Origin of the sequence: Streptomyces sp. PA03-5A, assembly GCF_033792725.1 — a bacterium.
GTDB lineage: Bacteria > Actinomycetota > Actinomycetes > Streptomycetales > Streptomycetaceae > Actinacidiphila.
On record NZ_JARAVL010000026.1, the window covers coordinates 63,061 to 75,246 of the forward strand.

Consider the following 12,186-nt stretch of genomic DNA (forward strand, 5'->3'; position numbering starts at 1 on the left):
GGATGGCACAGCGTCCCTGCGCACCACTCCCGGAAAGGCACGTCTCGATGTCGAAATCACACGAGTCCCCATCACCCGCGCCCCGCGGCGTCGCAGCGCCGATGAGCGCGCTGATCCTGGCCGTCCTCCTCGCGGCCCTGGACCAGACGATCGTCTCGACCGCGTTGCCCCGCATAGCGCAGGACCTGAACGGATTCGACGACATAGCGTGGGTCAGCGCCGCGTACCTTCTCGCGTCGACGGCCGCGACGCCGCTGTGGGGCAAGCTCGGCGACATGTTCGGCCGCAAGCGGTTGTACCTGGCCGCGACCTCGGTCTTCCTGGCCGCCTCGGTGCTCTGCGGCCTGGCGCAGAACCTGCCCGAGCTGATCGGCGCCCGCGTTCTGCAGGGCGTGGGCGGCGGCGGCATGATCGTACTGACCTTCGCCCTCGTCGGAGACATCGTCGCCCCGGCCGAACGCGGCCGTTACCAGGGCATGTTCGGTTCCGTCTACGGCGTCGCCAGCATCGTCGGCCCCCTACTGGGCGGCGTCTTCACCGACCAGCTGTCCTGGCGGTGGGCCTTCCTGGTCAATCTGCCCGTCGGTGTCATCGCCCTGCTCGTCGCCGCGCGGTCGCTGCCCGCGGCCACCCGGGGCGCCAAGGCCCGCATCGACTATCCCGGGTCCACCATCCTGGCCGCCATCGCCACGGGCCTCGTCCTCGTCACGTCCTTCGGCGAGCGCTGGGGCTGGGGCTCACCGGCCATCGTCGGCCTGATCGCGGCGACCGTCGCGCTGGCCGTGCTGCTGGTGCCGGTGGAGCGCCGCGCCGCCGCCCCGGTCCTGCCGCCGGCGATGTTCACCTCCCGGACCGTCGTCTTCTCCTCGCTGATCGGGTTCTTCGCCAACGCCGCGATGTTCGCCGTGCTGGTCTACCTGCCGACCTACCTCCAGATCGTCCACGGGGTCTCGGCCACTCTCTCCGGTGTCCACATGCTGCCCCTGGTCGCCGGCCTGGTCGCCAGCCAGTCCCTGGCCGGTCGCTGGGCCGCACACGTCGGCCGGCTGCGGATGATCCTTCTGGCGGGCCTGCTCGCCAACCTCGCCGGGCTGCTGCTGCTGGGCACCATCGGGGCGGCCACCGGCACCCTCGTGCTGAGCGTCTACTTCCTGGTCACCGGCGCAGGCATCGGCATGGTGCCCATGGTCGTGCTGACCACGGTGCAGAACAGCGTGCCCGCCACCGATCTCGGAGCCGCCAGCGCCGTGGTCACCTTCGCCCGCTCCATTGGCGCGGCCTTCGGTGTCGCCGTCTTCGGCAGCTTCCTCAACACCGGCTTCGCCGACCGCACCCGGGGCCTCCCGGCGGGCGGCGGCTTCGACGCCACCCGCCCCGACACCATCGGCCGGCTGCCCGTGACCCTGCGCGACAGCGCGCTGGACGCCTTCGCCCACGCCACGGCCACCGGGTACCTGTGGATCGCCCCGACCCTCGCCGTGGGCATCGTCCTCGCCCTCTTCCTCAAGCCGGCACGGAAGGCCGGTGACCGCGCCGACGTCCCCGGCTCCGTCGACGACGCCGTCCCGGCCGCTTGAGCCGGACGACGACGCGCCCTGGTCCGGGCGGCCGGGGAGGTCCGCGAGCGGATCTGCCTGGACACCTCTCTGAGCGGCCTCGCCCGAGACCGGACGGGCACCTCGCCGGAGATGACGTCGCGCATCAGAACCGCGGCGCCCTCCGGCCGGTAAATCAGGGTGTGGCCGTTGACGCCCAGGAACGCGACCGCGGTGAGCCGTCCGAACCGGGCCTCGGGTCAGCGCACGCGTCCGAGGTGGATGACGCTGATGCGGATCTGCTGTTCGCTGATCTCGTACATCACGCGGTAGGCGCCGATGTGGATGCGCAGCAGGTCGGCGCTGCCGAATGCGCCGTCGGGGCGCGGGTCGACGGCGAGGTGGTCGACGGCGGCGAACACCTGGCGTACTCCGTCGGGGTCGTCTTTGGCGAGCCGTTCTGCCTGGGCGAGGGCCTCGGGCTCCCAGATGACCTCGTAGCTCACGCCGTGCCCTCGCCGAAGATCCGCCGGTAGGCCTCGTCGTGCGGGACACCGGCGTCGTCACCTCGGGCCTGGCGTGCCCGGTAGGCGGCCAGGGCCCGCAGCTCCTGGAGTTCCAGGGCGTCGGCGGGGCTGACCAGTATGGCGACGGTCTGGCCGTGGTCGGTGATGGCGACCGGCTCGCGGGTGGCGCTGACTTCGCGGGCGATGGCACCCAGGCGGGCCCGGGCTTCCACGATCGAGTACGTCGTCTCCGTCATGCACACCACCTTACATAAGTGTGCACATCGTGGGGGAGGCCGTGCCAGGACACACGCGGGTGCTGCCCCTGGGCAGCACCCGCAGATGCGTGGTCGAGGGCGCGCTGTTGCGTTCACGCGGTCCGGTTCGCACGGCCCCGTAGACCGTCGATAGGCCGCCGCACCGCAGCCGGATGCACCAGCAGGCGTTGCCCGGCCAGGTACCGAAGAGCCCGGCAGGCAAGGCCAAGCCGCGCCGCCACCACGTTGCAGTGGTTTCTGTGTTGCTCGAGCTGGATCGATTCGCCGAGGCCCGGGACGAAGTGGAGGCGCTGGAGCCACGCTTGGCCGCGACACTGGGCGAGCTTCACACCCGGCCGGGACGGTTTCGGTGCGGCCGCCGGACGGGCCGTGGTCGCGTGGACGTTGCGAAACCCCTGCCGCACCCGGGCGGGGGTGAGGCGGCGTGGTGCGGCGGGACGTTCCCAGGGCCGGCGGAGGTCCTCGGCAAGGGGACGGGCGAGGCGAAGCTGGGTGTGCGCGGCGATGATGAGCCAGGTCCACAGGTCGGCGCTGTCGGCGTGGCGGACCTTCGGGGCGGTCCAGCCAAGGCCGTTGCGGTAGATCACGGTCGTCAGCTGGTGCTCGGCGGCCAGGCGGTCAGCCATGGCCTTCGCGGCCGGCAGGGCCGTGGTCTGGCCGGCGGCCAGCAGCGGCACCTCGCGCCGTGCGGCGTCCCGCACGGCCCGGTAGAACGCGCCGGCCATGCGCTGTTCCTCCTGCGAGCGGCGCAGGAAGTCGGCGTAGGAGTCGGAGGCCAGCGACTGCAGGGCCTCGCGGTGGATGAGCGTCCACGAGAAGTGCCCGCCGACCGCGCGCGCCGCGGCCCGGGCCCCTTCCTCGTACAGGTGCGGCAGCTGCACGGACACGAACGCCCGCGCTTCGCTGTCGACACACTGCTGCAAGTCGGTGATGGCGGCCTGGAACTGGGCGAGACGGCCGGCGGCCTCCCGGGACCGGGCGTTGTCGCCGATCGCCGCAATGACGGCGGCCTGCTGGTCGGCGAGGCGCTGCCAGGCGTCCTGCAGCACCGCGGCGACCCTGGCAGCCACTGCCAGCCATCGGCGGGCACCTGGGCCGAACCTCTCGGAGCTCTCCGCACGGAACACGGGCGTCGTCGCTCTCACGAGCACGGCAGGACAAAAGATGCCCCGCGGCATCGCGCGGACCAGGCCGGACGGTGGGGAATCGCGGCTGTTCCACTTGGCGGTGCCGCCACCGTGCCCGATCCCGGGCCGTCCGCTGCCCACGGCACGCCATCCAGGCATGAAGATCACGCATTGCGGCTGGAGCGCTGGAAGGCCAGTGTCAAGCACATGAACTTCCGTGCCACGCTCGCCGGGAGGCCACCCAAGCGTGGATGCCGCCCCGAGCGTCGACCGCGCATTGGATCGCGACCTGCGACTGAAGGGCCTCACCCTTTCTGCGAATGCGCCGTCCAGCGACGTCAGGCGTGATGTGCCGATTCCGAAACTGGGCCAGAACGTCGCGGGGGGAGGGTGAGTCATGGCCGAGTGAAGGAATGTGCGGCTGTGGCGGAATTTGGCGTAGTGAGCGCTGTCCTGCCGGGCTACCTCCTGAGTCGGGCAGACAATCCGCAACCCTCTTGGGGGGGCCGATGAGTGAAAGACCTCGTCGGCGGCATCGTTCGGACCCTTGGGGTGGCGCCACTCGCACGCCGGACAGTTCCCAGTCGGGGGCGATCGTGATGGTCGCGATGCTTCTACCCGGCGGCGGAGTGTCCCCGGACTCAGAAAATGATCAGGCGGCCCTCGGAAATGACCTCGCTGGACTCGCTTCCGCGTTTTCCGTTCGGGGCAATCCTCATGAGGCCCCGGTCCACAGCTCCGGGACATCCCAAGCCTCATGGAAGCTGCGCAGGAATCCTCGCTCCACGCCTGCGAACCATTATCGAGAGCCCCAAAAACGGAGCCGCGCTGATCTCAGTTCCCATCCGCCGAGGCTGCACGTCGCACGCCAAAGGCGGCCCGCCGCCCTGGCAGGGCGTCCCTATGCTCTCGATCGCAAGATCAGCAAGCATCGGGAGGTGCTCCTTCATGTCCATACCCCGCATACCCGCCCGCGCAAGGCGAAGGCGGGTGCGTGCCGGCGTGGTTGGGCTGGCCATGGCCGGACTCATGGCGTCCCTGCCCGCCAACGCCGTGGCGGCGACGGCCGCACCGTCCGCGACCGTCGCGGCCCCGGTCGCGTCGACGGCATCCGCGTCCGACTGGCCGTACGCGGGTGGCGACCTCGGCGACACGCACAACGCGGCCGCCGAGCGCACCATCGGCACGGACAACGTGGCCAACCTGAAGACGAAGTGGACCTTCACCACAGGAGACAGCGTTTCGGCCACGCCGACCGTGGTGGACGGCTACGTGTACGCGCCGGACTGGGCAGGCAACCTGTACAAGGTGCAGGCGACGACCGGTCAGAAGATCTGGAGCCACCAGATCAGCGAGTACACCGGGATCGCCGGCGACATCTCGCGGCTCAGCCCCGCGTACTGGAACGGCGAGATCGTCACCGGGTCGGGCGAGCAGCGCAGCGACAGCACGGACGGCGCGTTCCTCTTCGGGATCGACGCCCTGACCGGCACCAGGCTCTGGAAGACCCAGATCGACGCCGACCCGGCCGCCATCGTGACGTCGTCGCCCGTCATCGCCGACGGTGTCGTGTACGTCGGCGTGTCGTCCAAGGCCGAGAAGTTCGCCCCGCCGTACACGTTCCGCGGCAGCGTTGTCGCCCTGGACGCCGTCACCGGCAAGAAGCTGTGGAAGACCTACGTCGTTCCCGAGGGCTACACCGGCGGCGCTGTGTGGGGCAGCAACCCGGTGGTCGACGAGAAGACGGGGCTGGTGTACGTCGGAACGGGGAACAACTACACCGTGCCGCCCGGCGTATGCACCTCGCCCGACGAGACCGACTGCGATCCCGGGGCGGCCGACAACTACCAGGACTCCATCGTCGCCTTCGACATGCACACCGGCGAGATCGTCTGGGGCACCAAGACCCTGACCGCCGACACCTGGACCGTCGGCCAGCGGTTCGGTGACGACTTCGACTTCGGCGCTGGTCCCAACCTCTTCACCACCACCGTCGACGGCAAGACCACCGACCTGCTCGGTATCGGCCAGAAGAGCGGCGTCTACTGGACGCTCGACCCGGCCACCGGAAAGATCGTCTGGGCCACGGCGGTCGGCCCCGGCGGCAACCTCGGTGGCCTGCAGTGGGGCTCGGCGGCCGACGGCAAGCGCATCTACGTCGCCAACACCAACACCAACCACCTGCCCGTGACTCTCACGTCCGCGACCGGGCAGAAGTCGACCACCACGGGCGGTTTCTGGGCCGCCCTCGACCCTGCCACTGGGAACATCCTGTGGGAGACCGCAACGCCCGACTCGGCCTCTCCCATGTCCTTCGTGTCCAGCGCGAACGGCGTCGTCTACGGCGGATCCACGAATCCGACCGGCAACAACATGTACGCGCTCGACGCCGCGACCGGCGCCATCAAGTGGGGCTTCCCCAGCGGAGGTGCGGTCCTCGGCGGCGCGTCGATCGTGGACGGCTCGGTGTACTGGGGCTCCGGATACCACACCCAGAATCTGGGCCCGTTCTTCCCGTCCAAGGGTGACAACAACAAGCTCTACGCGTTCTCCCTTCCGCAGACCCTCCCCCAGACGGTCTACGTCTCGCCTACCGCCGTCGCTTCCGCAGCGAACACCAGCTGCAGCACTCCCGCCTTCACCTCGATCAATGCGGCTGTCAAGGGGGTGGCCGGCGGTGGTCGAGTCGTCGTCTGCAACGGCACGTTCCACGAGGACATCGCGGTGTCCAAGCCGCTGGCTCTCGAAGCCCGTTCGAACGTCACCATCGACGCAACCGACCTCGTCAACGGCATCGAGATCAGCGCGCCCGACGTCACGGTGACCGGGTTCACGGTGAAGAACGCCGTCGGCGAGGGGATCCTGGTCAACAGTGTGAAGAACGCGACCATCGCGAACACCATCGTCACGGGCAACAACACCGGTACGGGCCCGAACGCCGTCGCCAACTCATACGCTCCGTGCCGGCCGACGCAGGACAAGCCCGGTGACTGCGGCGGAGGCATCCACTTGCTCGGCAGTTCCAACGCCACCGTGCTGGCCAGCACCGTCAGCGGCAACGGCTCCGGGATCGTCATCAGCGACGAGACAGGTCCCGCCTCGGGCAGCACCTTCAGCGGGAACTCCGTACACGGCAACGCCCTGGGCTCCGGCTTCACCCTGGTCTCCCGCAACGGGGCGGCGGCTCCTGGAGGCGTGCGCGCCCCCAGTGCCGGTGGCGTCTTCGGCAACAGCATCACCAGCAACAACGTGTTCGACAACGGACTTGAGGCGGGCGGCGGCGGGATCACTATCGCGTCGGCCGTGGCCGGCGGCGCGGTCTACGGCAACACCGTGCAGAGCAACGTCGTGACCGGCAACGGCTGGGCGGCTGTGGCTGTGCACGGTGGCGCGTCCGGCCTGGACCTGGGCGGCAACGTCGTCAGCAACAACCAGATCGGCACCAACAACGTCGTGGGGGACACCTACACTGGCACCACGCACGATCTGCAGACGACGGGCCTGCTTGTGAGCACCGTGGAGTCGATGTCCATCCAGATCACCGGAAATACGATCTCCAACAACGTCCTCGGCATCTGGACGCACGGCCCGGTCACGGCGGCCAACGCCGCCGGAGCCAACAACTTCAGCAACGTCACCACCCCGGTGTCCGCTCAATAGAGCCCGCCCACCGCCACGGCTTGCCGTGGAAGGCACGCCGAGCCACGTCCTGCCGAAGGCCCATTCGGCAGGACGCGGCGGCGCGCCGCTGAGAGCCGTCGATCCTGCATCGAGGCGAGCAGCGACGGCCGGCGAAGTAAGGTCCACCCGTGGACGAAAGCCCGGTTGTGGACCGGGAATCGTCCGCTCGCGGCCCGGAGCGGGAAGCTCCCGCTCCTTCGCGGCATCAGTGAACGAGCGAGCTCGGTGTCTCGCCGAACTGCCGCTTGAAGGCCCGGCTGAAGTGGCTCACATCGGCGAAGTGCCATCGAGCCGCTACGGCGGATACGGTGTACCTCCCGCCCAGTGCGACGAGTTCTTCGCGCGCTCGCTCCAAACGGCGCCGCCGGACGTATGCCATCAGGGACTCATCGACTTCGGCGAAAGCTCGGTGCAATGTGCGAACCGAGACCGACAGGGTCCTTGCCACCTCGGCCGGAGACAGGTGAGGGTCCAGGAGCCGGGCTTCCACACAGTTGCGGGCAGCCGTGCGCAGCGAAGGGCGGAAGGCAGGGTCGGCGGACACCCCCCGGGCCATGAGCGCGCCTGCCAGCAACTGCACGACGGATTGCTGAGCGGCGTGGACGCCTGCCGGACTCAATTCACCCCGCATCCTGCGGATCAGATGAAGCTGTCCCAGCAGCAGCCGCGCCTCGGGAGCTTTCTGGGAGATGACCGTGAGCGTCGGCAGCTGGTCGAGTCCGGTGCCGGTCAGTGTTTCCGAGGGCAGCAGCAGTACCCGCGCCCGTGTGCCGGGGCGATAGGAGAACTCCCGCGGCACCTGTGCATCCCGTACGCACATCGTGCCCGGTGGGACCTGAACGGTACGACCTGCTTCGGTGAGGCTCAGCCCGCCACTGTGCATGATGTGAACCACCGTGCGTCGCTCCGTGGCCCGCTTCATGCCTATGACGCCTTCCACCGCGTCGCCGTATTGCTCGCTGACGGCAATGTCCCCGATCTCGGAGGAGTCCACCCAGCACCGGTAATGGCCTGTCGTGTACTGCCGCGGAACTCGCAACGAGTGCACGTGCCAAGGACGAGCGTCGTTCAGTCTCCGCCACCGCTGTCTCAGCAACTCGTCGCGCTGCGCGTGAGCCAGTGCAACCTGGATGTGCATGCGCGGTGAACTGGAGTTGGACGGCGAGTCGACGCCCGAGATGCCTGGCATGATCACATCCGGAGTGTATATGGTCACCTGACTGCGATCGTGCGCCGGGAAACCACCGGGAACCACACCCACGCGCCAAGTCCGTCGGCATGTAGGTCGGTAGCCGGATCAAGCAGTTCGATTGTTCCGGAAGAGCTGGTACGGAAGCGGGCGGAGATGCGGTGCGCGTGCCGGTCCGTGCCGGTGACTCTGCTGATATGTGCGCCGACCTTCGAGGCAGGACAGGCCGTGCGAGCCCGTCAAGCTTGATTCACAAGTACCGCTGGCCATGCCAAGACGCGTAGCAGCCGTCAGTCGGCCGTGGCAGGGCCGGCCCCGCTCGCCCTGGGTGCGCGGCGAATTCAGGCGGCCTCAGCTGAGCTGCTCACCGCGTCCGACGGCGATGCCCTCGGGGCCACGGACGTAGCAGAGCCGGTTGACGTTCTCGTACTGGTGCGCCAGACGCGCTGTTTGCAACAGCAAAGGGCGGTGGCGAGACCGAGGAAGGCCAGTCATCGAGGGGATCGCCGTCCTATCGGTGGTTGAGCCGGCGGTAGTCGGCCCGCCAGGACACGGTGCGCCCGGGCTCACCTTCGGCGCCGGAGGAGGAGCCGACCGACGCGGCGTGGCCCGGCAGCACGGACGCCTCTGGCATCACCGCGGCGGGCACCACCTCAGCCCGCTCCAAGGCGCAAGGCACCACTGCAGCCGTCCGCTGCTGCGGGACGGCCGACACCACCCCCGGCATCTTCAGGCCCAGCACCTCCCGCTCCTTCCGCGGCACAGGCCTGAACCGGTCAGCCGGGCTCTGCATATCGACCGCCTGATGCGGACGTACTCAGTTGTACGTCGCGGTCGCGATGACTGGCTGAGAGCTGGGGACTCCCCAATGCCGGTATGACCTGCGCACCCCCGATGACCATGACCACCAGGCCTACAAGGCGGATGTCGGCGTTCAAAACCGTCCACGCCCACCAGTGAGAAGACCCCCAGCCGGTCATGGCTGCCCTGGTGCTGATCGTGGGCGCCGTCGACGAGCCGACCCTGAGCGCGGGACCGGCGCCGTGGGAATGGGCGCCCGGCCGCCGCCGGGGCAGAGTCCCCGTGAGCCGACGCCACGTGTCCGCACCACGGACGCAGGAATCCGCACGGCGCCCTTCGGCTGGTCATGCCCATTCCACTGTTTCGGCGAGGCGGCAGGGCGACGGCAACCGGTTCACCGAAGAAGGATGACGGGGGCTGCCCCACGGGAAAACAGGTCATGTTACTCATGTTCGGCCACGCGTCGATGCGTACGCTCACCTTCGCGGCCATCACCGGACTGGGCTTCGAACGGGATCTGGTTCGGATATGTCGTATCCGCACATGACGACAGGCTCATGGCGATTCGGAAGGTGAGAGGTCTTGCATGCCCGCCCATGAGCTGTGGGAACCCGCCATGACGGATCGTGGTGGGGTGTGCGCGGACCGGCGTGAATCAGGCCGCCGGAAAGCCTGCTGGCATGCCGTGTCTGCCGTCCGGATTCCATGGCGTGCATGCGTTCAGTGCGGTCCCAGGCCGACCGCGTGGGATCGGCGGGCGCACCGCGGGAAGTAGCGGCGCAGCCTCTGTGGCCAGTGCCTGTATTTCGGCGGAAGCCGGCGATGTGGTGACCCGTTCCGGGTGCCCTGCATGACGACGGGCTCGCTCACCGGTGGATCCGGACACGGGCGGGCGTGCAAGCCGTCGGAGAAACGAACATCAAGGAGTGGACAGCACGTGGCAGCGCATAAGAGGCGGACCTTCTTCGGGATCGCGGGAGGCGCCGTGGCCGGCGTGGCCGGCTACGGGGGGATGAATCTGCTGGCCGGTGGGGGCGCCGAGGCCAAGGCTGCGGTGGACACGTCGGCGCGGCTGAGCGGTGGCAAGGCCCTGGACCTCGAGGGCCCCTCCTCGCCGCGGGTGACCGAGCTGACGCCGTTCAAGGACGAGCTGCCGATCCCGCCCACTCTGAAGCCCTCGAGCCGGGACACCACTGAGGTGCGCCTGGTCGAGATGAAGATACGTCTGCACTCGCAGCTCCCCGCGACCCGCATGTGGACGTACGAGGGCTACTTTCCCGGCCCGACCATCGAGGCCCGGCGTGGTCAGCGGTTCCGGCTGGCCTGGCGGAACGAGCTCACCGGCACCAGCCCCGTCAAGGGCGTCTTCGTGGAGCCCGAGGGGCCGCCGCCGGGCTTCCTGTCCCTGAACAGCCCCGGCTCGCGGGGCGCGAAGGGGCGGCCCGAGGTGGCCGCGCTGACCGCTTGGACCTCGGTCCACCTGCACGGCGGCCGGCAGCACGCGATCTCCGACGGCGCCCCGGACTCGGGCGTGACCCGCGGCAGCGCGCAGCTCGCCGAGTACACCAATGACACGGCCGCGGCGCACCTCTTCTACCATGATCACGCCATGCCGGTGACCGCGCTCAACGTGATGGCGGGCCTGCTCGGCAACTACATCATCCGTGACGAGAACGAGGACCGCCTCGATCTGCCGCGCGGCCGGTACGAGATCCCGCTGACCATCGCCGATGTCAACTTCGACACCGACGGCAAGGGGCGGATCAACGGGCAGCTCCTCGCGAAGCGGATCCAGGTCGGCCCGTCCATCCCCGGGGTGATGGCGGCCGCCGTGCAGTTCCAGGGCCCCTACACCATGGTCAACGGCCGGGTGTGGCCCTACCTCGACGTGGAGGCCACCGCCTACCGCTTCCGCGTGGTGAACGCCTCCAACGCCCGGGCCTACATCCTTGCTCTGGTGGACGAGGAGACCGGGCAGTCCGTCAAGGGCGCGATCAAGGTCATCGGCACCGACATGGGCCTGCTCGACAAGCCGCAGGGCGTCGAGGGGAGCCTGACCCTCGCCCCTGCCGAGCGCGTTGACATCGTGATCGACTTCGCGGCTTTCCGCGGCCGGCGGCTCAGGCTCGTCAACGTCGCGCCCGGCGCCCCCGGTGCGCCTCCCGCCCCAGCGGGCACGCCCGTGCCTGCGGCCGGCGTGCCGTACCCGCAGGTCATGCAGTTCCGCGTAGGCAGGGGGCGGAAGCAGTCCTACGTCGCGCCGAAGAAGCTGGACCCGCGGTTCAGGCGCCTGACCGCGTCCGACATCCCGCAGGACGCGGTCGAGCGCTTCGTCATGCTCTCCTTCGACCCGATGGGCATGCCGACGATCATGGAGCTGCAGGAGGCTCCGGCGGGCACGGGCACGGGCACGGGCACGGGCACGGGCACCGGCAAGGGCGTCGTGCAGCTCGCCCTGCCCGGCGGAACCCGTACCTTCCGCGTCGTGGGCAAGCACTTCGAGGACGCCACCAACTTCTTCGCCGCGGCGGGGAGCTGGGAGAAGTGGACGTTCATCAGCGTGGGTCCGGTGCAGCAGCAGATCCAGCACCCGATGCACATCCACCTGATGAACTTCCAGCTCCTCGAGCGCCGCATGGTCGACGGCACAGCCTTCGACACCGCGCTGGGCGGCACCACCCGGCCGATCATCATCAAGGACGCGATGCCGATCGCCGTCAGTGAGTCAGGATGGAAGGACACCGTCAACATGCCGGCGAACTCCATGGTGACCGTCGCCGGCCAGTTCGGACGCGAGACTGGCCGGTTTATGTATCACTGCCACATCCTCGACCACGAGGACGAGGGCATGATGCGCCCCTTCGTCGTCATGCCGCCGGAGGTGCTCACCCTGCAGAACATGATGCTGAAGATGATGAACACCCCGGGCAAGCCCGCCGCCGGCGGTGGCGCCGTGCCGCCGATGGACCACGGGGCGATGGACCACGGGGCCATGGGCTGACGGGCTGGGTGCGGCGGGCCTCCCTGTCCAAGGCCCGCCGCACGGTGGCCGCGACCGGAGGAGCACGG

The 12,186-nt window shown here is 69.2% G+C and carries 7 protein-coding genes and 1 pseudogene; 3 read left to right on the forward strand and 5 right to left on the reverse strand.

The window, feature by feature from the left end; genetic code table 11:
* Positions 1-47 precede the first annotated feature (47 nt).
* On the forward strand, positions 48-1,577 hold the full coding sequence (locus PV410_RS29180) for an MDR family MFS transporter (protein ID WP_500328748.1): 1,530 nt from the start codon (positions 48-50) through the stop codon (positions 1,575-1,577).
* A gap of 218 nt (positions 1,578-1,795) precedes the next feature.
* Here PV410_RS29180 and PV410_RS29185 read toward each other — a convergent pair whose 3' ends face one another.
* From PV410_RS29185 to PV410_RS29195, 3 genes and pseudogenes are all read right to left on the reverse strand, one after another.
* The gene (locus PV410_RS29185) at positions 1,796-2,041 is read right to left on the reverse strand and encodes a type II toxin-antitoxin system RelE family toxin (RefSeq protein ID WP_500328749.1); all 246 of its coding nucleotides are present in this window, start codon (positions 2,039-2,041) and stop codon (positions 1,796-1,798) included.
* Positions 2,038-2,298: a type II toxin-antitoxin system Phd/YefM family antitoxin gene (locus PV410_RS29190; RefSeq protein WP_500328750.1), complete on the reverse strand. Its 261-nt coding sequence runs from the start codon at positions 2,296-2,298 to the stop codon at positions 2,038-2,040. The genes PV410_RS29185 and PV410_RS29190 overlap by 4 nt, the downstream gene beginning before the upstream one ends.
* Positions 2,299-2,648: 350 nt before the next feature.
* Positions 2,649-2,936 (reverse strand): annotated as a pseudogene (locus PV410_RS29195) (NF041680 family putative transposase); the annotation flags it as partial.
* Between the two features lie 1,527 nt (positions 2,937-4,463).
* On the opposite strand from PV410_RS29195, the gene PV410_RS29200 reads away from it, so the two are divergent.
* Entirely contained in the window at positions 4,464-7,106 is a 2,643-nt protein-coding gene (locus PV410_RS29200) for an outer membrane protein assembly factor BamB family protein (RefSeq protein WP_500328751.1), read from the forward strand.
* A 226-nt stretch (positions 7,107-7,332) separates the two neighbouring features.
* On the opposite strand, the gene PV410_RS29205 is transcribed toward PV410_RS29200, so the two are convergent.
* Positions 7,333-8,316, reverse strand: a complete 984-nt coding sequence (locus tag PV410_RS29205; protein ID WP_500328800.1) for a helix-turn-helix domain-containing protein — start codon at positions 8,314-8,316, stop codon at positions 7,333-7,335.
* Between the two features lie 511 nt (positions 8,317-8,827).
* Positions 8,828-9,058: a hypothetical protein gene (locus PV410_RS29210; RefSeq protein ID WP_500328752.1), complete on the reverse strand. Its 231-nt coding sequence runs from the start codon at positions 9,056-9,058 to the stop codon at positions 8,828-8,830.
* Between the two features lie 996 nt (positions 9,059-10,054).
* On the opposite strand from PV410_RS29210, the gene PV410_RS29215 reads away from it, so the two are divergent.
* On the forward strand, positions 10,055-12,118 hold the full coding sequence (locus PV410_RS29215) for a multicopper oxidase family protein (protein ID WP_500328753.1): 2,064 nt from the start codon (positions 10,055-10,057) through the stop codon (positions 12,116-12,118).
* Positions 12,119-12,186: the final 68 nt, after the last annotated feature.